Source organism: Paenibacillus thalictri, from assembly GCF_004307995.1.
GTDB lineage: Bacteria > Bacillota > Bacilli > Paenibacillales > NBRC-103111 > Paenibacillus_AF > Paenibacillus_AF thalictri.
The window spans coordinates 34,524-57,697 of sequence record NZ_SIRE01000019.1 but is presented as its reverse complement, the minus strand read 5'-3'; the positions used below and the strand labels follow the sequence as shown (position 1 = coordinate 57,697).

Genomic DNA, 23,174 nt, shown 5'->3' with positions numbered 1-23,174 from the left:
GTTTGGGTTAGGTGCAGCCATTTGGCGTTGAAGGCGGCAACATAACAAAAAAGTTGCGAAAAACCGCAAACAATTGATCTACTCACAAAGTACCATGAGCCGCTATAGTAAGAGTAGATCCACTTGCGATCAATCCGACCGGAGGAGGTGCCCCTTATCATGAAATCCGTTACCGCCAAGACGACGCCGGCCCCGGCGACCTTGTCAGCTCCCCAAAAGCATCGCCCCCTGCTGAAATATTGGGACTTGTATATCATGCTTGTTCCGGCGCTTGTGTTTCTGCTGGTGTTTAAGTATACGCCGATGTACGGCGTTGTGATTGCTTTTAAAGATTACAATATCATCCAAGGCGTGATGAAAAGCCCATGGGTCGGCCTTCAGCATTTCCGCGAGCTGTTTGCATTCGATGAATTCCCCAAGGTTGTGAGAAATACACTGATGATCAGCCTGATGAAGTTGTGTCTCGGCTTTCCGGCACCGATCGTGCTGGCGTTGCTGCTGAACGAGCTGAGAATTGCCGTGTTCAAACGTTCGGTTCAGACGATCACCTATTTGCCGCATTTCATTTCTTGGGTTGTCATCGGCGGACTTGCCGTCGATTTGTTGTCGCCTAACAGCGGCATTGTGAACAAGCTGATTCAGTTGTTTGGCTTCGAACCGGTGTTTTTTATGTCCGATGAAAAGTTGTTCCGCTGGATTCTGGTGTTCTCCGACATCTGGAAAGAAGCGGGCTGGGGGGCGATCATTTATTTGGCTGCGCTGCTTGGCATCAACGAAGAGCTGTTTCAGTCCGCCACTGTGGACGGAGCGGGGCGGCTGAAGCAAATATGGCATATCGCCTTGCCCGGCATTCGTTCGACGATTATCGTGCTGCTGCTGCTGCGCCTCGGCAACGTGCTGGAAGCGGGTTTCGAGCAGGTACTGGCGATGTATAATCCGACCGTCTACGAGGTGGCCGACATTATCGACACCTACGTATTTCGCGTCGGGCTTGGCACGATGCAGTTCGGGCTGACGACGGCGGCCGGCTTGTTCAAATCGGTCATCGGTTGCGTGCTGCTTGTAGCGGCGAATTTCCTAGCCCGCAAAATGGGCGAAGACGGGATATTTTAACCGGAAAGGTGTGAGTGAATATGGTGCGGACAAGGGGCGAAGCGCTATTTGCCGGGTTTAATGTCGTCATTCTGAGCTTGCTGTCGCTGTCGATGATATTGCCGTTTGTGCATATCGCCGCTAAATCGTTGAGCAGCGAAGCTCATGTGCTGGCCAAAGACATTATTTTATGGCCGAAGGGCTTTAACGTCATGTCTTATGAGTATGTGTTGACGAACAAGCAGTTTTTTTATTCCTTCAGCAATTCCGTGCTGATTACGATTGCGGGCACCGCGCTTAGCATGGCGCTTACTGTGCTGGCCGCCTATCCGCTGTCCAAAAGACATCTTCCTTACGGGAGAGGGCTGATGTTGTTGTTTGTCATTACAATGTTTTTCAGCGGTGGGCTCATTCCGACCTATTTGGTCGTCAAGCAGGTCGGCTTGCTTAATTCGTTATGGTCGCTGATCCTGCCGGGAGCGCTGGCCCCGTTTAATCTGATTCTTGTCCGCAACTTTTTTATGGGCATTCCCGACGCTTTGGAGGAATCGGCGCGCATCGACGGCGCATCGAATTGGCGGATTCTGCTGTCCATCTTTTTGCCCTTGTCGAAGCCGGCGATGGCGACGATTTCGATGTTTTATGCCGTCGGATATTGGAACAGCTTTTTTCAAGCGATGATGTACATTACCGAGAGGCGCTGGATTCCGCTGCAAATGTTTTTGCTGCAGCTGGTGACGGACGAAAGAACGTCCGATACGGTCATCACCGACGTATTCCGCGAGGTAACACCCGAAACGATCCGCGCTGCCGCAATTCTGTGTGTTGTTGTGCCCATTTTGTGCGTATACCCGTTCATTCAGAAATATTTCGTCAAAGGGGTCATGCTGGGGGCGGTAAAAGGCTGATTCCGGCCGGCTATCGTCTCCTCAATATAAAACAATTTTAAGGAGGGTGTTGTATGAAGTTTAGAAAAACAGTGGTCACGGGGTGCTCTGCGGTGCTGCTGGCGGGACTGGCGGCAGGCTGCAGTCCGAACGCAAGTACGGGCTCGTCGGCCGGCAGCAATGGCAGCGCATCCAAAAATAAAGATCTGCGGGTGATGATGGTTTACCATCCGTCCATGGAGCAGTTTAAGGGCACGGACAACATGAACGATAACAAGCTGGTTAAGGTGATCCGCGAGAAATCCGGCTTTAACGTCAAATACGAATCGCTGCCAAAAGACAATCCGGCCCAGAAGGTGTCGATTATTTTGGCCTCCGGCGACGTTCCCGATCTGATGCGGATCAGCGGCAAGTCCGATTATTTCAAGCTGGCGCAGCAAGGCGCGTTTGAGCCGCTTGACGATTTGATCAAGCAGTACATTCCGAATTCATCGGCAATGAACACAGCCGAGGTGCTCGACTCCACGCGGTACGGGGGCAAAATTTACGGGCTGCCGCACCGTGTCGCGCAGAAGGTAGGGAACGGCATTCTCGGTCGGTCGGACATCATTAAGGCGCTGGGATTAAAAGATCCGTCCACGTTGGACGAGTTTTACACGACGCTGAAGACGATCAAGGAAAAGAAAAATATCGCTCCTCTGACGGCGCGTGGCGCCAATCCGGGTTCCTTCGCCCAATCGTTCGAACCTTTTGCCGCCGCTTTTGGGGTGGGCTCAACTACGGTCGTGAAAAACGGCAAGCTGGAGTTTTCCTGGGTGCAGCCCGAATATAAGGAATTCCTCGAGACGATGAAAAAATGGTACGACGAAGGGCTGATCGATCAGGAATTTTCGATTAACAAGGATGTCAAAGACAAGATGATCAACGGGACGGCGGTTTACAGCGTATCCAGCTGGCCTGACGCGCAAACGATCGACCGCTCGATCAAGGACAAAAATACGGGCGGCACGATTCAATATATCGCGCCGGTCACCGGCAAAAACGGCCAATCCGGCTTCATGGAGGAAGCCGTGACGGGAAGCAGCTATTGGGTTATTCCAAAGCAGGCCAAAAACAAGCAGGGCGCAGCCGAATACATCAACTATATTTACGGTGCGGAGGCGGATAAACTGCTTACTTACGGTATCGAAGGCGAAGATTACAAGGTCGAAAACGGCAAAGCCGTGCAAACGCCGGAGCAAAGCAACGCGATTCCTTGGCGCACGTTGTATTTCCTGGGCGATTCCGATCCGAGCTTTTTTGCCCGGCTGGAGGCCAAAGGATTTCTGCCTTATTACAAGCCGCTGGAGCCGTTTAAGCGGAACCGCGAAGAGACAGTATTTGCCCCGTCCGTTGAAGCGTACGATACGAAGTTCTCGGAGCTGCGCAATTTTATGGAGGAAAACGCGTTGAAATTTATTATGAACAAACGCAATTTGAGCGAGTTCGACAAGTTTGTGCAGGAATTTAACGCCAAAGGCGGCAAAGCGGCGATTGATGCAATGAACGAATGGTACACGAAGAAAAAATAACCGGGTCGGGCCGCAAGCCCGGCCGTTCATGGCGCTTATGACGCTGCCTTACGGAGGAGAGGAGAACGACATTGGCGGTACACAATGTAGCGGCAGTTGATGAGCTGCCCGAAGGCACTTTTAAAATCGTTGAGGTGGAGGGGAGATCCATCGGGGTCTATAACGTCAAAGGGGAAATTTACGCCATTCACAATTACTGCCCCCACCAAGGGGCGGCGCTGTGCAGGGGGCCGGTAGGCGGAACCACGCTGGAATCGCAGGTATACGAGTTTATATACGGCCGGGATCAGGAGATCGTCCGTTGCCCTTGGCACGGCTGGGAGTTTGATTTGAAAACGGGCAAATCGCTGTTTAGCGATAAAGTCCGGACACGCAGCTACAAGGTGCAGGTAGAAGACGGGCAGATCGGCATTGTTATCGGTCAAGGATGAAGGGGGAGAAAGATGTGAATCATTCTAGCGAGGTGTTTAGTGTCATCGATTGCGACGTGCACAATCAATTTCGCAGTAATAAAGATTTGGTGCCGTATTTGGAGGAACCTTGGAAAGGATTTGTGCAAAAGTTCGGCATGCCCGGCGGCGGATTGCCTTATGCCTCGCCGATCGGCAACAAACGCAAAGACGCCGATCCGCCAAGCGGTCTGCCGGTTGGCTCCGATCCCGGGTATGTCGTCGAACATCTGGTGGAGCCGTTTCATATGGAGTATGCGCTGTTGTGCTCGGATGCGGTGATCGGGGTATCCGGTTTTGCCGATCCCGATTATGCGGCGGCGGTATGCCGCGCCTACAACGATTACATGATTGCGGAATGGCTTTCGGTCAGCCCGAAGTTTAAAGGGTACTTGTGCATCGGCACGCAGGATCCCGAGCAGGCGGCTCGGGAAATCGACCGGGTCGGCCCTCATCCCGACATCGTTGGCGTTGTTGTGATCGGCGGCGCACGCGCACCGTACGGGCAGCGGTTCTATCACCCGATCTACGAGGCTTGCTCCCGGCAAGGGCTGCCTTTCGTCATCCACCCCGGAGCGGAAGGGGCCGGCATCTTTAACCCGCCGACGGCTGCCGGATACGTCACCAATTATTTGCAGTGGCACACCTGTTTGCCGCAGACGTACATGGCCCACCTGGTCAGTTTTGTATGCGAAGGTGTGTTCGAGAAGTTTCCGGAGCTCAAGGTTGTGTTCTGCGAAGGCGGCGTAAACTGGCTTCCCCCGCTGCTGTGGCGGATGGATAAAAACTTCAAGGCGCTGCGTGTGTCCGCACCTTGGCTGAAACGGATGCCCAGCGAATACGTACGCGACCATTGCTTTATGACAACGCAGCCGATTGAGGAGCCGGACGATCCGAAGCATCTGCTTGCTATGTTCGAGATGTTCGATGCGGAAAATATGTTGTTGTTCTCCAGCGATTACCCGCATTGGGATTTTGACGATCCGACGAAAATATTGCAGCGGCTTTCTCCCGAGATGAAGAGGAAAATCTACTGCGACAACGCGAAAAAACTGTTTAAGCTGGCGTAAGCGTCTGAAGACGACCCCATCCCCTGGTAAAGGGCTAAGGGTTGTCTTCATGTTATTTATCTGGCAGCTGCCACCTCCAACGCCCGGCTTGAATTTCGCAGCACAAGCTGCGTATCGATGAACGATTTGGTTTTGATCACTCCGGTACCGTCGATCATCGAGAGCAGCTGGGAAACGGCCAGCTCGGCGATTGTCGCTTTTTCCACATGAACGGTGGTGAGCTCGGGCGTAATAATCATCGACTCTTGAATGTTATCGAATCCGATGATGGACATATCGTCCGGCACGCGAATGCCAAGCTCAGCGAGCGATTTGATTGCGCTGATGGCGATATAGTCGCATTCGCAGAACAGCGCCGTCGGCAGCGGACTTTTCAGCTCCGCAATACTCCGCTTGAATTCCTCTTGTGCGCCGAAAACGACAGGAGAGACGGTAATGTAATGTGTTTCCTCGACCGTTAAACCCGCTTCCTCCAACGCTTGCAAAAATCCTTTTTTCCGGCAGTCGAAATTGTACATCCGGGCATGCGATTGCACGTATCCGATGCGTTGGTGCCCCTCCGCAAGCAGTTGTTTGGCCGCCTGGTAAGCGCCCATCACGTTGTTCATGACGATGAAGTTCACATTCAGCGTTTCAAAACAAGTGTCCAGCACAACCAGGTTAGGCTGTTTTTGCGCGACGTAACGAATCTGCTCTCGTGTGAGGTTTGTGCCAAGCAGAATCATCCCCCCGGATTCATGCTCCGCTTCCAAAGTGTCCATGGCTTGCTCGAACTTGTCGGTCGGAACGGAGGAGAAAAACAACGAATAACCCCGCGCTCGGCATTGCTCCTCAATATCGCGTATCAGCTCCATAAAAAACGGCTGGGTTGCATATTGTTCTAAAACAATACCCGAATTCACACAGGCGATAAAACGAATTGTATGGTTTAGTCCGTTTGGTTTATCCGGTTTGACCAATCCTCGCGGCATATATCCGCTTTTCTTCACAATGTCCATGATTTTATGCCGGGTTCCCTCACTGATCCCAGGTTTTCCGCTGAGCGCCAAAGAAACGGACGATTTGGACACGCCGGCCATCTGGGCGATTTCTTCCATGGTCATAATCATAATCCGCTCCTTTATTTGTTTTGATTTTTAACTAAACAAATTTAGTTTACAACAGACAAGAAAATTATACAATATCAAAGAGGATTAATAGATTTCTATTATAAAATGATTGATTAAGGCGATATTTAGTAGATTGTTTAATAGTTTAGTTTATTTGTTCGATAAATTTAGTTGACTGTTTAGTTTTCCTCATGCTATGATTTGGTTGAGCCAGGAAATGACAACCAACTATGAAATTAGAAGCACGGTGAAGTCACAAATACCGATTATTGGGGAGCTGATGTGTGAAGAGAGGGTGGTCGGTATAAAATGATAACGCTTTCAAATTATTCTCGGCAGATCAACTTGTTTAGTAAATAAAAAAGGGAGTGTATACGAATGGCGGTTAGAAAAAACGGGTTCAAACTTGGAACGATGGTTACGCTGACAGCCTTGCTGGCGGCATGCACACCGGGTGGCGGCAGCGCGCCCGCGGACAGCAGCAAGAAAAGCGGGGAAGGGCAAGCGGCCGATAGCGGTAAACCGGTGGAGATGCGCATCATGTGGTGGGGCTCGCAGGTGCGCCATGATGCGACATTAAAGGTTATCGACCTGTTCGAGAAAAAATATCCGAACATTAAGATCAACGCGGAATATTTGGGCAGCGACGGCTATTGGGATAAGCTGAACACGCAAATTTCCGGCGGCAACGCGCCCGATCTGATCCAGCTTGGCAACAATTACCCGGATTATGTGGCGCGGAACGCGCTCCTTGATCTGCGTCCTTATCTTGGCAAGGAGATCGATGTTGCCGATTTCGACAAGGCAACGGTGGACTCCGGCGATTTGGACGGCAAGCTGTACGGCATCAGCTTGGGCTCCAACGCTTTTGGCATTGCTTATAACACCGAATTGATTAAGAAGGCCGGGCTGCAGCCGCCGACCGGCAATTGGACGTGGGACGATTTCGGGAAGTACGCCGCAGACTTGTCGAAAGCGCTTGGCAAAGGGTACTTCGGCGCCGTAGACGAATCCGCATTATCGTTATATTTAAACTACTTCGCGCGCCAAACCAACAAAACGTTGTACAAAGACGGAAAAGTCGGCTTCGCCAAGGAAGATCTCGAGAAATGGTTTTCGATGTGGGACGGCTTCCGCAAAGCCGGAAGTATTCCGGGAGGCGAGATGACGGCGGCTTATACGGAAAATCCGGAGAACTCGTCGTTTGTCGAGGGCAAAACCGCGATGCACCTGATCTGGTCCAATCAGCTGAACGCCTATCAGAAAAGCATGAAAGATGAAATCAAGCTTGTTCTGCCGCCAAGCGGAGGTTCTACTCAAGGTTTGTGGCTGCAGCCGAGCCAGTTTATGTCCGTCAACGCTGGGTCCAAACATCCGAAGGAAGCCGCGATGTTTATCAGCTTTATGGTGAACGATCCTGAAGCAACGATGATTCTCGGCAGTGAGCGCGGCGTTCCGGGATCGTCCAAGGTGCGCGAAACGCTGAAGGCCAAAGCCACGGAAATCGATAAGAAGATGTATGATTACATTGATCTGGCCGTGAAAAACGCCCGTATCGTCGACCGCGAAATGCCCAACATTAAGGAATTCGATTCCGTGATGAAGACGCTAAGCCAGAAGATAGCATTTAACCAAGCTGCGATCCAGAACGCTGCTCAAGAGCTGTTCCAGTCGGCGGAGAAGGTGATCAGCAAAAAATAAAACGCCGCATATTGATCCGGCGTCGAAAGAAGGGGTACGCATGAATACCGTGACCGCCGCAACCCGCGGGAAATCCAACACGATCGGCACGCTGCTTGTCCGGCTTTGGAAAAAAAACAGAATCGCTTATTTGTTTCTTCTGCCTTGGCTTATCGGATTGTTTATTCTGACGATCGGTCCGATGATCAACTCGTTTTATTATTCGCTGACGAAATTTGATGTCATCTCGGCGCCGAAATACATCGGTTTTGAAAACTATAAAACGATGTTTACATCCGATACCCGATATTTCACTTCATTAAAGGTCACCTTCACCTACGTGTTTACCGCCGTGCCGCTTAAGCTCGCTTTCGCTTTGCTAGTTGCGGCCTTGATGAACCGGGGACTCAGGGGGCTCAGCATTTACCGCACGTTGTATTATTTGCCGACCCTGCTTGGCGGCAGCGTGGCGATCGCCGTGTTATGGCGCAAAATGTTCGGCGGCTCCGGCGCCGTCAATCAACTGCTGCTGAAATTCGGCATTCAGGCTCCGGACTGGATCGCTAATCCGAAATATGCGCTGTATTCCATTGTCGCTTTGTCCGTTTGGCAGTTCGGTTCTTCGATGATTATTTTCCTGGCCGGCTTGAAGCAGATTCCGCAGGATTACTATGAAGCGGCGCAGGTCGACGGAGCAAGCAAAATCAAGCAATTTTTGTTTATTACGATTCCGCAGCTTACGCCGGTCATTTTTTTCAACCTGGTCATTCAATTGATCGGTTCGTTTCAAGCATTTACTCAATCGTTTATTATTAGCGGCGGGCAGGGCGGCCCGATCGATTCCACGCTGTTCTACACTTTGTACTTGTATATGAAAGGTTTTGCTTTCTACGAGATGGGTTATGCCTCTGCGATGGCTTGGGTGCTGCTGCTGATTATCGGCTTTTTTACGGCTGTTGTTTTTGGCTCATCCAAATATTGGGTGCATTACGGGGACGGGGGGAAATAAGATGGCGCATACGAGTGCTCTAAACCGGCTTTTGCTTCATGCGGTCATTATTGTCATCGGCCTGTTTATGCTGTATCCGATCATTTGGCTTATTTCCAGCTCATTTAAGCCGTCCCAGCTGATTTTTACCGATTTGAGCCTCTGGCCGAAGGCGGCGACGTTAAACAATTACATTGCAGGATGGTCCGGCATCTCCCGGGTGAAGTTTTCCACCTTCTTGATCAACTCGCTTATCGTTTCCGCGCTTTGCGTGCTTGGCAATTTGGCGTCGTGCTCCATGGCGGCTTATGCGTTTGGCCGTCTCGATTTTAATTTGAAAAAGCTCTGGTTTGCGATCATGCTTGTTACGATCATGCTGCCGCACCATGTTACGATTATTCCGCAGTACATCTTGTTTAAGCAGCTGAACTGGATCGATACGTATTATCCGCTGACGATACCGAAATGGCTGGCAACGGATGCGTTTTTCATTTTCCTTATGGTACAGTTTATTCGAGGGCTTCCCAAGGAGCTGGATGAATCGGCGACGATCGACGGATGCGGGCAGGTGCAAATTTTTTGCCGCATCATTCTGCCGCTGGCCGTACCGGCGCTAATTACGACAGGGATTTTCACCTTCCTCTGGACATGGGACGATTTTTTCAGCCAGCTGCTTTACATCAACACGGCAAAGTTGTATACGATCCCGCTTGGCTTAAGGCTGTTTATGGATTCCTCGGGCGACTCGAACTGGGGGGCGATGTTTGCGATGTCGGTGCTGTCGCTGGTGCCAAGTCTGGTGATCTTTTTCAGCTGTCAAAAATATTTCGTCGAGGGGATTTCCACCTCGGGTATCAAAGGATAAAGATTATAGATTAAGGAGTGTTATGGAATGAACAATTCGGAACAGGAAAACAGACAAATCGAACGCTGGTCGCTGCTGGAGCTGACTATTCCCGGACCGGATTCGGGCAATCCCTATATGGACGTGACGGTGACCGCCGAGTTTCAACATGGGCACCGTATCGTTAAGGTGGATGGATTTTATGATGGAAACGGTGTGTACAAAGTCCGATTTATGCCGGATGTGACCGGGGAATGGTCATACAAAACAATGGTTAAGGCAAGCGATGCTCATGAGGGAGAAGCCGCAGAAGGCCGCTTTGTTTGTACTCCGGCATCAACGGGCAATCACGGGCCGGTCATAATCCGCGACGAGCGGCGGTTTGTGTACGCAGACGGAACGGCTTACCTGCCGGTCGGAACTACGTGTTATGTGTGGACGCATCAGAAGACGGAACTGCAGGAGCAGACGCTGCAGACACTTGCGAAGGCACCTTTTAACAAGCTGCGGATGTGTGTGTTTCCCAAGCGCTACAGCTTTAATATGGATGAACCCGAGCATTTCCCGTTTGCCGGTTCCCGGGAGGAAGGGTTTGACTTCAGCCGGTTCAATCCGGCGTATTGGGCGAATTTGGAGCGCCGTATTATGGAGCTTCAGCAGCTTGGCATCGAAGCGGATCTGATTTTATTCCACCCGTATGACAAGGGGCATTGGGGTTTCGACCGGATGGATGCGCAGACGGATGAGCTGTATCTGAAGTACACGATTGCCCGGCTCGGCGCGTTCCGCAACATTTGGTGGTCGCTTGCCAACGAATTTGACTTTATGGCGACCAAAACGATGGACGATTGGGACCGGTTTTTCCGCATCGTTCAAGAGAACGACCCGTACCAGCGGCTGCGCTCGATTCACAACGGCACTAAAATGTACGACCCGACAAATCTGGTCGTTTACGATCACCGCAAGCCATGGGTTACGCATGTCAGCATGCAGTACTGGGAGTTGCAAAGCGTAAGCGCATGGAGCCGGACGTACCGCAAGCCGATCGTTGTTGACGAATGCTGCTATGAGGGCAATTTGCCGCACCGCTGGGGCAATATTACCGGTGAAGACATGACGGCGCGGTTCTGGGAAGGGTTCGCCCGAGGCGGGTATGTCGGGCATGGGGAAACATTTTTGCACCCGGAAGAAGTTGTTTGGTGGTCCAAGGGCGGACAGCTGCACGGAGAAAGCCCGGAGCGGATTGCGTTTCTGCGGCAACTATTCGAGGATATGCCGGTAGAGGCGGCCGAACTCGACAGCTTCCGCGATGCGCCAACGATCGGCGTAGAAGGGGAGTATTATTTGCAATACTTCGGCATTCACCGCCCGGGGTACCGCGAGCTGCCGTTCCCGGAAGGCAAACGCTTCAAGGTGGATATTATCGATACTTGGAATATGACGGTCACGGAGCTGGACGGAACGTTTGAGGGACATTCCCGCATCGAATTGCCGGGGAGGCTGTATATCGCGATCCGGGCGCGGCGTGTTGAATAAGCAAGGGACTATGCGTGTAAACCAGGGACTCATTAGGCGCCGGCGTTGTCCGGCGCCGCTACTTACGAGGGGGAACGGCCATGGCGGCATTCACGTTAGGTTACGCGCCGACGAGACGATTTGTGTTCAGCGCGGAAGACGCGTTTAAATATAAGGTGCTCATTCGCGAGAAAATTGCCGGCTTCGGGCTCGATATGGATATTGTCGATCTGGAAGGCCTCAACGCCGAAGGGCTGCTTTACAACGACCATTACAATGCGGATGAAATTATTAAGCATTTTAGACAACATGAAGTGGATGCGGTGTTTTTTCCGCATTGCAACTTTGGCACGGAGGACACGGTGGCTCGTGTCGCCAAAGCGCTGGGCAAGCCGGTGCTGCTGTGGGGGCCGCGCGACGAGGCGCCGCTTGCGGACGGGACGCGCCTGCGCGACACGCAGTGCGGGCTGTTCGCCACGGGCAAGGTGCTGCGCCGTTTCGGCGTGCCGTTCACCTACATCACGAACTGCCGGGTGAACGACCCGGTATTCGAACGCGGCTTCAAAAATTTCGTAGCCGCCGCCAACGTGGTCAAGGAGTTCCGCAGGCTGCGCATTTTGCAGATTGCTCCGAGGCCCGCATCGTTCTGGACGATGATGTGCAACGAAGGGGAACTGCTTGAGCGCTTTGGCATCGAGATTCATCCGATTACGCTGGAGGATATCAAGATCGCTACCAAGAAGGTTGCGGCATCCGATTCTCCCGAACTGGATGCGGCTGTGCGATACATTAAGGAAACACTGGACTATTCCGAGGTCGGAGAAGAAGCGGTCCGGAAAATTGCCGCCTTGAAGGTGGCGATGAAGCGTTACGCAGTCCAGACGGGCAGCACGGCGATTGCAATCCAATGCTGGTCATCGCTGCAGGATGCGATGGGCATCATGCCGTGTCTCGCCAATGCGATTTTGACCGACGAGCAAATTCCGGTCACCTGCGAAACGGATATTCACGGGGCGATCACTTCGGTGATGGTGCAGGCGGCAGCGATGAATACCGCTCCTACGTTTTTCGCCGATTTAACGGTGCGGCACCCGGATAACCCTAACGGCGAGCTGCTGTTTCACTGCGGCAACTTCCCGGTATCGCTCAGCGTGGAGCCGGATAAACCGAAGCTGCGCAAGCATTTTCTGTTCGACGATCATTCGCCGGGCACACATGAAGGCGAAATCAAGGGCGGCACGATGACGCTGGCGCGTTTTGACGGGGACAACGGGGAGTATGGCTTGTTTCTTGGCAAAGCGAAGGGGATCGAAGGCCCTTACACAAGAGGTTCGTACGTATGGGTTGAGGTGAACGATTGGCCGCTGTGGGAGGAAAAACTTGTTAAAGGCCCTTATGTGCACCATTCGGTGGGGATCCATGCCGAGGTTATTCCCGTGTTGTATGAGGCGTGTACGTACATTCCCGGCTTGACGCCCGATCCGGTCGATCCGACCGTGGCTGAAATTCAGGCATGGCTGCGCGGAAGCGATTTGGTGTGATAGAAGTGATTTTCGGTGACACAAACATGTTTATGTTCGTGTATGGATACGGACTGGCTCAAGCATACGGAGAGGGGGGAGCAGCATGAATATCGATGAACTGAAGCAAAAGGCGGTGCAAATCCGCATGGATGTGCTTCGTATGATCCATCATGCGAAAACGGGGCATACGGGTTCGTCTTTGAGCAATACGGATATTTTGACCGCGCTGTATTACAAGGTGATGCGTGTGGACGCTTCCCGTCCCAAGTGGGAAGAACGCGACCGCTTTATCGCCAGTAAGGGGCATGCCGTCGAATCGTTGTATTGCATTTTGGCGGACCGGGGCTTTTTTCCCAAAGAGGAGCTGGCGACGTTCAGCCGTTATGGCTCGCGGCTGATCGGGCATCCGAACAATAAGGTGCCGGGTGTGGAGATGAACACCGGGGCGCTTGGGCATGGCTTGTCGATTGCGGTGGGTATGGCGAAAGCGGCGAAAATGGATGGCCGGCCGTACCGGGTCTATACGCTGATGGGCGACGGAGAGCAAGCCGAAGGTTCGGTCTGGGAAGCGGCGATGGCCGGCGCGCATTACAAGCTGGATAATCTGATCGGCATCATCGACCGCAACAAGCTGCAAATCAGCGGCAGCACCGAGGAGGTTATGGGGCTGGAGCCGCTGGAGGACAAATGGGCGACATTTGGCTGGCACGTGGTCGCCGTGAATGGCAACGATATGGCGGAACTGGTCGAGGCTTTGCAGGCGGCGCCGCAAGCGGCCGGCAAACCGACGTTAATTATGGCGTACACGACCAAAGGCAAAGGCGTCTCGTTTGCGGAAAACGTGCCGCATTGGCACCATCATGTGCCCAGCGACGCCGAGCTCAATCTGGCGATGGACGAATTGACGCAGCATATGCGGGAGATAGCGGGGGGACGGGTATGAATGCAATAGCAAACCGGCAGGCGCTGTGCGAAGCGCTGCTGCGGCAGGCGCGGGAGGATCGCGATATCGTGCTGCTCGCCAGCGATTCGAGAGGTTCGGCTTCGATGGCGCCTTTTGTGAAGGAGCTGCCGGAGCAATTTGTCGAGACCGGCATCGCCGAACAAAACATCGTTGGCATCGCAGCGGGGCTGGCCCATTCAGGCAAAAAGCCGTGGGTTACTTCGCCGGCGTGTTTCCTCAGCATGCGCGCGATTGAGCAGGTGAAGGTGGACGTAGCTTATTCCGCTACGAACGTAAAGCTGGTCGGCATCAGCGGCGGCGTCAGCTACGGCGCGCTGGGGATGTCGCATCATTCGCTCCAGGATATCGCCGTCACGCGAGCGATTCCGGGGCTTGCGATCATATTGCCGGCGGACCGGCACGAGACAAGGCGTATGACGGAAGCGCTCACCCAATATGAGGGCGGCGTCTACGTGCGCATCGGCCGCAATCCGGTCGCGGACTGCTACGACGCGGAGGCGGACTTGGACGACCAACCGTTTGTGATCGGCAAAGCCGTCACGATGCGGGAAGGCGGCGATCTCACCCTCATCGCCGCCGGGGAGACGGTCCGCGTCGCCCTGAATGCCGCAAAGCGGCTGCGGGCGGAAGGTGTAGGCTGCCGCGTGCTCAACATGCATACGATTAAGCCGCTCGATACCGAAGCCATCGTAAAAGCGGCGGAGGAAACCGGGCGGATCATCACGCTGGAGGAGCACAGCATTCACGGCGGCCTCGGCGCTGCGGTGGCTGAGGTCGTCGTGCAGCATCGACCGGTGCCGATGCACATTATCGGCATCCCCGACGAACCGGCGATCACCGGCAATACGTCGGAGGTGTTCGAGCACTACGGCATCAGCGCAGCGCACGTTTGCGGCGTTGCCCTTAAGCTGCTTGGACGGGAGTAGGGGGCGCGGGATGGAGAAGGCATGGATCGTTGCCGTCGACCAAAGCACATCGGGGACCAAAGCGCTGCTGCTGGACCGTCAGGGCGGCGTCTGCGCCAAGCATTCGCTGGAGCATCGGCAGTTTTATCCGCAGCCGGGCTGGGCGGAGCATGATCCGCTGGAAATCTACGGCAATGTCGTTGCGTCGATCCGCGGGGTGCTGCGGGAAGCCGGGGTCGCCCCTTCGCAGCTGGCGGCCATCACAATCACCAACCAGCGGGAAACCGCCGTCGTGTGGGACGGGGAAACGGGCGAGCCGGTGTATCATGCGATTGTCTGGCAGTGCCGCCGTACGGCGGCGTTTTGCGACGAGCTTAAACGGGGCGGGCATGAACGGACGGTTCAGGAGAAGACGGGGCTTGTGATCGATCCGTATTTTTCCGCCAGCAAATTCCGCTGGATTCTTGATCATGCAGCCAAATCGGGAGATAAGGCCGATCAACGCGCAGGCCGGAGGCTGCTCGCCGGCACCATCGACAGCTGGCTGATCTGGAAGCTGACCGGCGGCGCCGTACATGCGACCGATTATTCCAACGCAAGCCGGACGTCGCTGTTCAACATTCATACGCTGCAATGGGACCCGGCATTAATCGGCTTGTTCGGACTTGCCGGTGTGGAGCTACCGCAGGTACGATCAAGCGATGCGGTGTTCGGATACACTGCGGATTCATCGCTATTTGCCGAGCGTGTACCGATAGCGGGCGTGATCGGCGATTCGCAAGCGGCGTTATTCGCACAGCGGTGTCATCGCCCCGGTATGGCCAAAGCGACGTATGGCACGGGCACGTCCGTGATGATGAACACCGGCCGTTATCCCGCATCCGCGGGGAACGGCCTTGTGGCGACAATCGCCTGGGGGAGCGGCGGCACTGTCGACTATGCGCTGGAGGGCATCATCCACAGCACCGGCGATTGCGTAAAGTGGGTGCGCGATCAGCTCGGGCTGTTCGGCGATTACGCCGAAGCGGAGTCGCAGGCTGTGGAGCTTGCGGATAACGAAGGCGTCTACCTCGTTCCCGCTTTTGTTGGGCTCGGCGCTCCGTATTGGGCGCCAAACGCGCGGGCGGCGCTGCTGGGCATGAGCCGGCGCACCGGCAGGCGGCACATCATTCGTGCCGCCTTCGAGAGCATCGCTTATCAGGTGCGCGAGACGATGGAGCTGATGGCGGCGGAAGCCGGCGTCCCGCTGCGGGAGCTGCGGGTGGACGGAGGCGCAACGGCCAACCGGTTTGTCATGCAGTTTCAAGCGGATATGCTGCAAACGCCGCTGGTCCAAGGCGCCGTTCCCGAGCTATCGGCGATCGGCGCCGCGATGCTCGGCGGATTGGGCGTCGGATTTTGGAGCGATCCCAAGCAGCTTGCCGAGCTGTTCCCAAACGGCTGCGAGTTTCGCCCGGCTATGGAACAGACCGCCAGCGACAAGTATTTTGCCGGCTGGAAAAAGGCGGTTCAAGCGGTAATCGGATAACGGCATGAGGTGACAGCAGTCACGCGTCATCTCGCCTTGAACCTTCGCTGGGAGCAGCGCGAGGTGCGGGAAGTTCCGGGGAACCGTCTTACAGGAGAAACCGGTCTATAATAGGAAAAGGAGGCTCGCCCGCAGAGCCTCCTTTTCCTATTATAGTTTCACCGCCCGGCTGGAGCTCCGGACGACAAGTTTGGTATCGATAATCGATTTGCGCTTAATGGAATCGCCGTCTTCGATCATATCGATCAGCGTTGCAACGGCCAGCTCGGCGATTTTGGTTTTCTCCACGTGAACGGTGGTCAGCTCGGGAGATACAATGGTCGCTTCGCGGATATTGTCGAAACCGACGACCGAGACATCGTCCGGTACACGAAAGCCAAGCTCGGCCAGCGTTTTGATGACGCTGATCGCGATGTAGTCGCATTCGCAGAACAACGCGGTCGGCATCCGGTCGCCCAGAGCGGCAAACCGTTCCTTCAACTCCTGCTGAGCGGAAACGACCGTAGGGGAAGCTTCAAACAGCAGCTCGCCGTCAAGGCTTATGCTCTCTTCCTTCAGGGCGGTAATAAACCCTTTTTTCCGCGAATCGAAGTTGTACATTCTCGTATGGGACTGCACGTATCCGACGCGGCGGTGTCCCAGATCGAGAAGGTGGCGGGCAGCCTGATAGGCGCCCATCATGTTGTTCATCACGATAAAATGGACAGGGAGCGTTTCGTAACATGTATCGAGCACAACCAGATAAGGCTGCCTGCCGGCGACATGCCGGATTTGCGGGGCGGTTAGGTTAGTTCCCAGCAGGATCAGGCCGCTTGCCTCGTGACCTTCCTCAAGATCCTCCAGCGCCGCTTCAAAGTCATTCGTTGAAATGGAGGAAAATAACAGCGAATATCCGCGGGCCCGGCTGCTTTCCTCAATATCGTGAATCAGCTCCATAAAAAAAGGCTGCTTATCATACTGTTCAAGGACGATGCCGGAATTCGTGCAGGCAACAAAACGCAGCGTATGCCCTTGAACTTGTCCGGGTTTGGCCGTTGGCCGGGGCACGTAACCGGCTTCTTTGGCGATTTGCATAATTTTCTCGCGTGTTTCCGCGCCGATTCCGGGTTTGCCGCTAAGCGCAATGGAAACCGCCGATTTGGAAACGCCTGCGAGCCTCGCGATGTCTTCCATTTTCATTGTGAAAACTCCCCTTTTGATTCAAAGAAGCCGCTTTAAAATTAAATTCAGTGTACTATGAATGAATCGATTTTGCTAGCTGCCGCTCAGACACGAAGAATCGTCGATTCGAGCAGCGCCATCGCTGCGGAAACCTCGCCTAACTTGTCCTCTGGGATTCCCCTTATCCGGCGATAAAAGTGCTCTCTCATATGGTCAAACACCGCGGACATTCTCTTTTCGCCAAGCTCGGTCAGATGAATATGCTGTTTTCTGCGGTCTTCCCGGTCTTCGAGTTTTTGACAAAATCCGAGTTCGCTAAGCCTCTTGATCTCCCGGCTTGTGTTTGGCATCGAGATGCCTTTGCATTCGCTGATTTGACTTAAGGTTTGCGGCTGCTTGACCCAAAGAAACTCCATAATTTCATATTGAAGCGGCGTCAAGTCGTCCAAAGGCACATCCTTCAACATTTCGTAATGAAGCTGATGCGCTGACGCGATGACAGCAGTTAACTGCCTGAACACGATTTCTTTTGTTTCCAATTCGAACCATCCTTCCTTGTTGTTTGTTGTCAAAAAACAATTATCTATTGACAACTATTTTACAGACATGTTACCTTGTTATCAAATGATAACAAAGAAGGTGCCATATGAAAACCCTTGTCATCTATACGCATCCGAATCATCAAAGTTTATGCCACGCTTTTTTGCAAAAAACGATCCAAGGCCTAAGCGAAAATGACCACGTAGAGGAGGTTCAGGTTGTTGATCTGTACGCGGAAACGTTTGATCCGCTGCTTGTTTTTAATGAACGGAAGCGAAGAAGAGACATGCACCGCGATCCCGAGTTGGAAACGTACCGCAATCAGCTGCTCTGGGCCGACAAAATCGTCTTTGTTTATCCGATCTGGTGGGGGCGTCCTCCCGCCATGCTGCTTGGTTATATCGACCGCATGTTTGCATCCAATTTCGCATACCGCGACAATGGCGGCTTGCTGCCGGAAGGGCTGCTGAAAGGCAAGACGGTGGTATGTGTATCGACGATGAAAGGTCCGCCTTTATATCCGCTGTTCTGGCTGAACAATGCGCACAAAACGCTGATGCGGAAGGCGCTTTTCCGCTATGTGGGCATAAGAAAAGTAACTTTTTTCGAATTTGGGCATATGGAAAAACCTCAAGGAAAACAGCAGAAGAAGCTGGAGCGGATTTATCGCTACTTCAAAGCGGTTGCGACTTAACTTAATAAGAAAAGAACTTAATAAAGCTCATCTCCCGGTGCCTATTTGCAGTATAATGAGAAGGAACGTTTTATCCATACCATGGAACAAATAGCGGGAGCGGCATATGGACATGAGAGGTTTCATCAATAATGATCGGCTTGAATGGAATGAAGGCATCGAAAATACGCTGAACCGGTTTCCCATTATGCTGGTCAGCAACGAGTGGAGAAAAGGGACGAATTTCCACTATCAGCCGGGTGTGGAAATTCATATGACGCAGGAGGGGGACGGCACGATGGTTGTCGGCCGCCAAATTTTACTGCAATCGCCACGTTCCGTGCTTGTTTTCCGGGGTACCGTGCCGCATCAGATGATCTCCAACTCGTCGTATAAACGCACGGTCATTTGCGTGCACCAAAGCGGGGACGATCAGGGCATGCTTCCGGCTCTGCACCGGCTGATTGATTTTGCATGGGTACCGGAAGATTCGTGTCTCAGCTTCTCGTTGAATCCGAAGCAGTTCCAGCACATGGAGGAGTTGTGCGCGGGATTGCGGCACGAGCTGACGGACAGGGAGATCGGGTGGGAACGGATGGCGCTTGCGTATGTGCTGCAAGTTACGGCGTTTCTTCAACGGAGCTCGGCCACTCCCGGGGGGGCGGAAACGTTCCCGACCAAAAGCCGCAAAAACGATCTAGTGCAGCTGATCTCCGATTTTGTGTGCAGCAACTTAGGCGAAGAGCTCACTTTAAAATCGGTGGCCAAACGGTTTGCGGTCAGCGAGGAGTATTTGACGCGAAGCTTTACGAAGGAAATGAACATCAGCTTTTATCAATATGTGCTGCTTCAGCGGGTGGCGGAAGGCAAGCGGCTGCTGCGCGAAGCGCCGGATACATCGATTTCGGATATCGCTTATATGATCGGGTTCCCTTCATCGTCCCATTTCAGCCGCCATTTTAAAGCGCTTACCGAGGAAACGCCGTCCACTTACCGCCAACGTCAGCTAACGCAAGCTTAATTGGTCAATTATTGAATAGAATCTTGTCAAATATCGGCAATCTTTTGTCGCTCCCCCCCATTATAATGAGCTTGTAAACCTTAAAGCGGTTGCAAAAACCGCGATTATATCATTAGTTTGGGGGAAAAACGATGAATCAAGCGGAAGCTGTCCCTTCTTCGGCCGTTGTACGTCCAAAGCTGAAGCGTTCCATTATTGACTGCGATATCCACCATTATACGGGCATGGATGTCATCAGGCCGTATTTGGCACGTGAATACCGCGAGCTTGTCGAGACCTACGGCAACGCGCTGCCGGGAGGCATGCATTTTAACGGCGGCGTCGGCGGACGCATGGTCGATTCCTTCCCGCCCGAAGGCGGACCGGCCGGGAGCAGCTTAAGTTACATGCAGCGGCATCATCTTGATCCGAATCATGTGGAATACGGCATATTGACCGGGGAAGGCTCGGGCATGCACAATACGATCAATCACGATTACGCAGCGGCCTTGTGCAGCGCGGTGAACGATTATACGATCGAGCATTGGCTGTCGCAGGACAGCCGGCTAAAAGGGTCGGTGATGATCCCGAAGCAGGATCCGCTATTGTCGGCCAAAGAAATCGACCGGGTCGGCGGGCGCAGCGATTTCGCGCAGGTGCTTGTGTCCAACGGGGCGATATTTCCATACGGCAACCGGTATTATTATCCGATTTACGAGGCGTGTGTTCGCCATAACCTGCCTTTTACGATCCACGTAGGCAATGAAGGCAGCGGAGTCAACGGCCCGCCGACCGGCGCGGGGCATGTGACGCATTACATTGAATCGCGGGCGTCTCGTCCGCAGGTGATGATGGCGCATTTGGCCAGCTTTATTTTTGAAGGCGTGTTCGAACGTTTCCCGACGCTGAAGGTGGTGCTGCAGGAGGCGGGTGTATTCTGGATCGCCCCGTATTTATGGCGGCTCGATCAGGATTGGAAAGCGCTGCGTGTACAGACGCCTTGGGTGAGGAAGTTGCCCAGCGAATATTTCCGCGATCATATGCGCGTGACGACCCAGCCGATCGAAATGACGCCAAACCGCGCAGTGTTTGACCAGATGATGGCCAGCATTTTTGCCAAAGATACGATGATGTATTGCAGCGATTATCCGCATTGGGACTTCGATTCGCCGCTTAAAGCGCTGCCGAAGCTGGATGATGAGTTGTGGGACCGCGTATATTACCGCAATGCGGCCAATATTTACGGACTGCCGGCGAGAAAGTCCGAAAGGGCGGGTGAGCCGTCATGACGCAGCCTGCTCAGATGAAGCAAACTGCGGCTGCTGCGCCGGAGAAGCACAAATACGCTGTAGCCAAAGTGTCGGAAATCGCCCCCGGTTCCCACAAGCTGGTGGAGGCGGGGGGCCGCAGCATCGGCGTATACAATGTCGGCGGCCAGTTTTATGCGCTGCGCAACATTTGTCCGCATCAAGGCGCGGAGTTGTGCAAAGGTTTGACCAAACCGCTGGTTGTATCCAGCGGCCCCGGGCATTTCGCTTACGAACGTGAGGGCGAGATCGTCCGTTGCCCGTGGCATCAGTGGGAATTCGACATTAAGACCGGATGTATGATCGTTGATCCGGCAACCCGCACCATGTCGTACGAAGTTACTGTTGAAATGTTTGGCGTTTCCGTCGAAGAAGGCTCCGTGATCGTGCGTATGTGATTCGAATGGCGAGTTAAGATGCCGACGTCGCAATTTTCCAATGCGAGCGAATTTCAAGGTCGCGTTGCGGCGCAACGCGGCAGCCGGCCGAATCCGCAGGTTTTCCAACGGCGGCCCGAAAGAAGGACACTTGACAAGTGCCTTCTTTCGGGCCGTTTTTTTGTTTTTACAAATTGTTTTTACATTTGTTAAAGGGACTGCAGCTCGACTGGAAATACGAAGGAGCATGCAGCTCCGATCAACTGGTCTATGAGGTTAAGCTGACGGCCGGGGCAGAACCTACTGCAGTTCAATCCTATCAACTGCCGGGGGAGACGTCATCGTTCTTGCTGGAGGGGTTGGAAAACGGCATCGATTACGAGATGAGCGTTCAGGCGCTAAAGAAAGGCTCGAGCGAACGGCTGGCGGAAAGTCCGGTAAGAAAGGCGTGTACGGGAGAAGTGCCGGGAGTGGTCGTCAATTATATTCATCCCGACGACTATACGTACAATTTCTCGGGCCGGTCGACGGCCAGTCTGTCGATCGTCAAATTGCCGGACGGCGTATTGCTTGCTTCCCACGACATCTTTTGGGGGCAGCATGGGCAAAATTTGACTAAAATTTTCCGTTCCTATTTAACCGACTGAATCGCTTGTATAGAACTGCATGGAAAAACTGCCATGATCTTTTATGAGGCCGCTGAAAAAGTAGCGAAGTGAGCGAAATGATGCTGGAGAAGCGCCAGCTTTCGCTTTTGTCCCCGGATTTCACCTGCCGCAAGCAGGGACATTCAAGAAATTCGCGATCGGAAGCATGATTCGCTCATGCAGCTTTTGCTTTTTCAGCGGCCACATCTCGTATCCGGCAGTTTTTTTGCTGTGCCGGTTTGGATTAAGGGATAATAGCGTCATTGATTTTTGTATTTGTTTATATCAAAATGGGGAAAAGCTGTACAGTCAACAATACCAGATGCAAACGACGATCAGCTTGTCGAATACTTCGAAGCGAGGTGGTTCTTTGATGGCGGATAATAAACTGAATCCCAAGGTGGATGAATTTGTAAGTAAGGCTGCAAAGTGGAAGGAAGAATACGTGAAGCTGAGGCAAATTGTTCTTGACTGTGAGCTGACTGAAGAATTTAAGTGGATGCATCCTTGTTACACTTACAAAAATAAGAATATCGTCTTAATCCATGGATTTAAACAATATTGCGCGCTGCTGTTTCACAAAGGCGCTTTGCTAAAGGATACCCATGGGATTCTAATCCAACAAACGGAGAATGTGCAGGCCGCGCGACAGATTCGGTTCACCCATGCCGAAGAAATAGCTGCGATGGAGACGATTTTGAAAGACTATATTTATCAAGCGATTCAAGTGGAGAAATCCGGCCAGGAAATCGCTTTCAAGAAGCACACGGAATTTGCGGTTTCCGATGAATTTCAGAGGAAATTGGATGAAATGCCTGCTTTGAAAGAGGCTTTTGAAGCGTTGACGCCGGGACGGCAACGAGCATATCTTCTTTATTTTTCCGAACCGAAACAATCCAAAACCCGAGAATCCAGGGTTGAAAAATATATGAAGCAAATCCTCGACGGCAAGGGATTAAATGACTAGTCTCTTTTGTAGGAGACACACTGACAGCTGCGCGATATGATCGTCGACAGGTAACTCAAAGCTAAGCGTTCCACGTTGACTTTTGACACGCTCGACTCTAGAATTATATTGAAACGCCAAATCGCATAATACGGGAAATAGGTGTGTGTAAAAGCTTAAGTTTGCTGCGGCTTTTACCGCTTAAAAGGGAAGTTCGGTTACAATCCGACACGGACCCGCCACTGTACAAGAGATTCAGCCGGAACAGGCTGGGCCCTTTCAATAAAACCACTGGGACGTTCCCCGGGAAGGTATGGAAGGCATTCTCTTCAGTCAGGAGACCTGCCTATTTTAACATCACTGTTTGACCTACGGGAAACTAGGGAGGTGGTTGGATG

The 23,174-nt window shown here is 53.0% G+C and carries 22 protein-coding genes and 1 riboswitch; of the genes, 19 read left to right on the top strand and 3 right to left on the bottom strand.

Annotated features, from left to right (window positions below; all coding sequences use genetic code 11):
* Nucleotides 1–159: 159 nt before the first annotated feature.
* The 5 genes from EYB31_RS24860 to EYB31_RS24840 all read left to right on the top strand — a co-directional run bounded on the left by EYB31_RS24860 (nt 160) and on the right by EYB31_RS24840 (nt 5,069).
* The gene (locus tag EYB31_RS24860; protein ID WP_131016134.1) at nt 160–1,113 is read left to right on the top strand and encodes an ABC transporter permease; all 954 of its coding nucleotides are present in this window, start codon (nt 160–162) and stop codon (nt 1,111–1,113) included.
* A 20-nt stretch (nt 1,114–1,133) separates the two neighbouring features.
* Entirely contained in the window at nt 1,134–2,000 is an 867-nt protein-coding gene (locus EYB31_RS24855; RefSeq protein WP_131016133.1) for a carbohydrate ABC transporter permease, read from the top strand.
* 53 nt (nt 2,001–2,053) lie between these two features.
* Nucleotides 2,054–3,550: an extracellular solute-binding protein gene (locus EYB31_RS24850; RefSeq protein ID WP_131016132.1), complete on the top strand. Its 1,497-nt coding sequence runs from the start codon at nt 2,054–2,056 to the stop codon at nt 3,548–3,550.
* Between the two features lie 71 nt (nt 3,551–3,621).
* Entirely contained in the window at nt 3,622–3,981 is a 360-nt protein-coding gene (locus tag EYB31_RS24845; protein WP_131016131.1) for a Rieske (2Fe-2S) protein, read from the top strand.
* Nucleotides 3,978–5,069: an amidohydrolase family protein gene (locus EYB31_RS24840; protein WP_131016130.1), complete on the top strand. Its 1,092-nt coding sequence runs from the start codon at nt 3,978–3,980 to the stop codon at nt 5,067–5,069. Before EYB31_RS24845 ends, EYB31_RS24840 begins: the two co-directional genes overlap by 4 nt.
* Before the next feature lie 56 nt (nt 5,070–5,125).
* Here the strand turns inward: EYB31_RS24840 and EYB31_RS24835 are convergent, their stop codons facing one another.
* Nucleotides 5,126–6,178, bottom strand: coding sequence for a LacI family DNA-binding transcriptional regulator (locus tag EYB31_RS24835; protein ID WP_131016129.1), 1,053 nt, complete (start codon nt 6,176–6,178; stop codon nt 5,126–5,128).
* A gap of 378 nt (nt 6,179–6,556) precedes the next feature.
* On the opposite strand from EYB31_RS24835, the gene EYB31_RS24830 reads away from it, so the two are divergent.
* From EYB31_RS24830 to EYB31_RS24795, 8 genes are all read left to right on the top strand, one after another.
* Nucleotides 6,557–7,879, top strand: a complete 1,323-nt coding sequence (locus EYB31_RS24830; RefSeq protein WP_131016128.1) for an ABC transporter substrate-binding protein — start codon at nt 6,557–6,559, stop codon at nt 7,877–7,879.
* Nucleotides 7,880–7,919: 40 nt separating this feature from the next.
* Entirely contained in the window at nt 7,920–8,867 is a 948-nt protein-coding gene (locus tag EYB31_RS24825; protein ID WP_131016127.1) for a carbohydrate ABC transporter permease, read from the top strand.
* A gap of 1 nt (nt 8,868) precedes the next feature.
* The gene (locus tag EYB31_RS24820; RefSeq protein ID WP_131016126.1) at nt 8,869–9,711 is read left to right on the top strand and encodes a carbohydrate ABC transporter permease; all 843 of its coding nucleotides are present in this window, start codon (nt 8,869–8,871) and stop codon (nt 9,709–9,711) included.
* 27 nt (nt 9,712–9,738) lie between these two features.
* Nucleotides 9,739–11,226, top strand: a complete 1,488-nt coding sequence (locus EYB31_RS24815) for a DUF5605 domain-containing protein (protein ID WP_131016125.1) — start codon at nt 9,739–9,741, stop codon at nt 11,224–11,226.
* 80 nt (nt 11,227–11,306) lie between these two features.
* Nucleotides 11,307–12,746 (top strand): L-fucose/L-arabinose isomerase family protein, encoded by a 1,440-nt coding sequence (locus EYB31_RS24810; protein WP_131016124.1) that lies wholly within the window; start codon nt 11,307–11,309, stop codon nt 12,744–12,746.
* 85 nt (nt 12,747–12,831) lie between these two features.
* On the top strand, nt 12,832–13,671 hold the full coding sequence (locus tag EYB31_RS24805; RefSeq protein WP_131016123.1) for a transketolase: 840 nt from the start codon (nt 12,832–12,834) through the stop codon (nt 13,669–13,671).
* The gene (locus tag EYB31_RS24800) at nt 13,668–14,618 is read left to right on the top strand and encodes a transketolase family protein (protein ID WP_131016122.1); all 951 of its coding nucleotides are present in this window, start codon (nt 13,668–13,670) and stop codon (nt 14,616–14,618) included. The genes EYB31_RS24805 and EYB31_RS24800 overlap by 4 nt, the downstream gene beginning before the upstream one ends.
* A gap of 10 nt (nt 14,619–14,628) precedes the next feature.
* Nucleotides 14,629–16,125, top strand: coding sequence for an FGGY family carbohydrate kinase (locus tag EYB31_RS24795; RefSeq protein WP_131016121.1), 1,497 nt, complete (start codon nt 14,629–14,631; stop codon nt 16,123–16,125).
* A gap of 150 nt (nt 16,126–16,275) precedes the next feature.
* On the opposite strand, the gene EYB31_RS24790 is transcribed toward EYB31_RS24795, so the two are convergent.
* Nucleotides 16,276–17,304 carry a LacI family DNA-binding transcriptional regulator gene (locus EYB31_RS24790; RefSeq protein ID WP_131016120.1) on the bottom strand — a complete coding sequence of 343 codons (1,029 nt, stop codon included), beginning with the start codon at nt 17,302–17,304 and terminating at the stop codon, nt 16,276–16,278.
* An 86-nt stretch (nt 17,305–17,390) separates the two neighbouring features.
* Nucleotides 17,391–17,825 carry a MarR family winged helix-turn-helix transcriptional regulator gene (locus tag EYB31_RS24785; protein ID WP_131016270.1) on the bottom strand — a complete coding sequence of 145 codons (435 nt, stop codon included), beginning with the start codon at nt 17,823–17,825 and terminating at the stop codon, nt 17,391–17,393.
* Nucleotides 17,826–17,932: 107 nt separating this feature from the next.
* On the opposite strand from EYB31_RS24785, the gene EYB31_RS24780 reads away from it, so the two are divergent.
* The 6 genes from EYB31_RS24780 to EYB31_RS24755 all read left to right on the top strand — a co-directional run bounded on the left by EYB31_RS24780 (nt 17,933) and on the right by EYB31_RS24755 (nt 22,797).
* Nucleotides 17,933–18,520: an NAD(P)H-dependent oxidoreductase gene (locus EYB31_RS24780; RefSeq protein ID WP_131016119.1), complete on the top strand. Its 588-nt coding sequence runs from the start codon at nt 17,933–17,935 to the stop codon at nt 18,518–18,520.
* A 106-nt stretch (nt 18,521–18,626) separates the two neighbouring features.
* Entirely contained in the window at nt 18,627–19,520 is an 894-nt protein-coding gene (locus tag EYB31_RS24775) for a helix-turn-helix transcriptional regulator (protein WP_131016118.1), read from the top strand.
* 131 nt (nt 19,521–19,651) lie between these two features.
* The gene (locus EYB31_RS24770; protein WP_131016117.1) at nt 19,652–20,788 is read left to right on the top strand and encodes an amidohydrolase family protein; all 1,137 of its coding nucleotides are present in this window, start codon (nt 19,652–19,654) and stop codon (nt 20,786–20,788) included.
* The gene (locus EYB31_RS24765) at nt 20,785–21,204 is read left to right on the top strand and encodes a Rieske (2Fe-2S) protein (protein ID WP_240762818.1); all 420 of its coding nucleotides are present in this window, start codon (nt 20,785–20,787) and stop codon (nt 21,202–21,204) included. Before EYB31_RS24770 ends, EYB31_RS24765 begins: the two co-directional genes overlap by 4 nt.
* Nucleotides 21,205–21,377: 173 nt before the next feature.
* Nucleotides 21,378–21,830, top strand: coding sequence for a fibronectin type III domain-containing protein (locus EYB31_RS24760; RefSeq protein WP_165452599.1), 453 nt, complete (start codon nt 21,378–21,380; stop codon nt 21,828–21,830).
* A gap of 373 nt (nt 21,831–22,203) precedes the next feature.
* On the top strand, nt 22,204–22,797 hold the full coding sequence (locus tag EYB31_RS24755) for a YdeI/OmpD-associated family protein (protein ID WP_131016268.1): 594 nt from the start codon (nt 22,204–22,206) through the stop codon (nt 22,795–22,797).
* A 144-nt stretch (nt 22,798–22,941) separates the two neighbouring features.
* Nucleotides 22,942–23,140: riboswitch (cobalamin riboswitch) on the top strand.
* Nucleotides 23,141–23,174 lie beyond the last annotated feature (34 nt).

What these genes read in the sequence shown, in the direction of transcription:
- EYB31_RS24815 (WP_131016125.1), top strand. Translation starts at nt 9,739, where the DNA reads ATGAACAATTCGGAACAGGAAAACAGACAAATCGAACGCTGGTCGCTG.
- EYB31_RS24860 (WP_131016134.1), top strand. Translation starts at nt 160, where the DNA reads ATGAAATCCGTTACCGCCAAGACGACGCCGGCCCCGGCGACCTTGTCA.
- EYB31_RS24770 (WP_131016117.1), top strand. Translation starts at nt 19,652, where the DNA reads ATGAATCAAGCGGAAGCTGTCCCTTCTTCGGCCGTTGTACGTCCAAAG.
- EYB31_RS24765 (WP_240762818.1), top strand. Translation starts at nt 20,785, where the DNA reads ATGACGCAGCCTGCTCAGATGAAGCAAACTGCGGCTGCTGCGCCGGAG.
- EYB31_RS24850 (WP_131016132.1), top strand. Translation starts at nt 2,054, where the DNA reads ATGAAGTTTAGAAAAACAGTGGTCACGGGGTGCTCTGCGGTGCTGCTG.
- EYB31_RS24790 (WP_131016120.1), bottom strand. Translation starts at nt 17,304, where the DNA reads ATGAAAATGGAAGACATCGCGAGGCTCGCAGGCGTTTCCAAATCGGCG.
- EYB31_RS24835 (WP_131016129.1), bottom strand. Translation starts at nt 6,178, where the DNA reads ATGATTATGACCATGGAAGAAATCGCCCAGATGGCCGGCGTGTCCAAA.
- EYB31_RS24840 (WP_131016130.1), top strand. Translation starts at nt 3,978, where the DNA reads ATGAAGGGGGAGAAAGATGTGAATCATTCTAGCGAGGTGTTTAGTGTC.
- EYB31_RS24755 (WP_131016268.1), top strand. Translation starts at nt 22,204, where the DNA reads ATGGCGGATAATAAACTGAATCCCAAGGTGGATGAATTTGTAAGTAAG.
- EYB31_RS24780 (WP_131016119.1), top strand. Translation starts at nt 17,933, where the DNA reads ATGAAAACCCTTGTCATCTATACGCATCCGAATCATCAAAGTTTATGC.
- EYB31_RS24830 (WP_131016128.1), top strand. Translation starts at nt 6,557, where the DNA reads ATGGCGGTTAGAAAAAACGGGTTCAAACTTGGAACGATGGTTACGCTG.
- EYB31_RS24800 (WP_131016122.1), top strand. Translation starts at nt 13,668, where the DNA reads ATGAATGCAATAGCAAACCGGCAGGCGCTGTGCGAAGCGCTGCTGCGG.
- EYB31_RS24820 (WP_131016126.1), top strand. Translation starts at nt 8,869, where the DNA reads ATGGCGCATACGAGTGCTCTAAACCGGCTTTTGCTTCATGCGGTCATT.
- EYB31_RS24810 (WP_131016124.1), top strand. Translation starts at nt 11,307, where the DNA reads ATGGCGGCATTCACGTTAGGTTACGCGCCGACGAGACGATTTGTGTTC.
- EYB31_RS24825 (WP_131016127.1), top strand. Translation starts at nt 7,920, where the DNA reads ATGAATACCGTGACCGCCGCAACCCGCGGGAAATCCAACACGATCGGC.
- EYB31_RS24795 (WP_131016121.1), top strand. Translation starts at nt 14,629, where the DNA reads ATGGAGAAGGCATGGATCGTTGCCGTCGACCAAAGCACATCGGGGACC.
- EYB31_RS24805 (WP_131016123.1), top strand. Translation starts at nt 12,832, where the DNA reads ATGAATATCGATGAACTGAAGCAAAAGGCGGTGCAAATCCGCATGGAT.
- EYB31_RS24775 (WP_131016118.1), top strand. Translation starts at nt 18,627, where the DNA reads ATGGACATGAGAGGTTTCATCAATAATGATCGGCTTGAATGGAATGAA.
- EYB31_RS24855 (WP_131016133.1), top strand. Translation starts at nt 1,134, where the DNA reads ATGGTGCGGACAAGGGGCGAAGCGCTATTTGCCGGGTTTAATGTCGTC.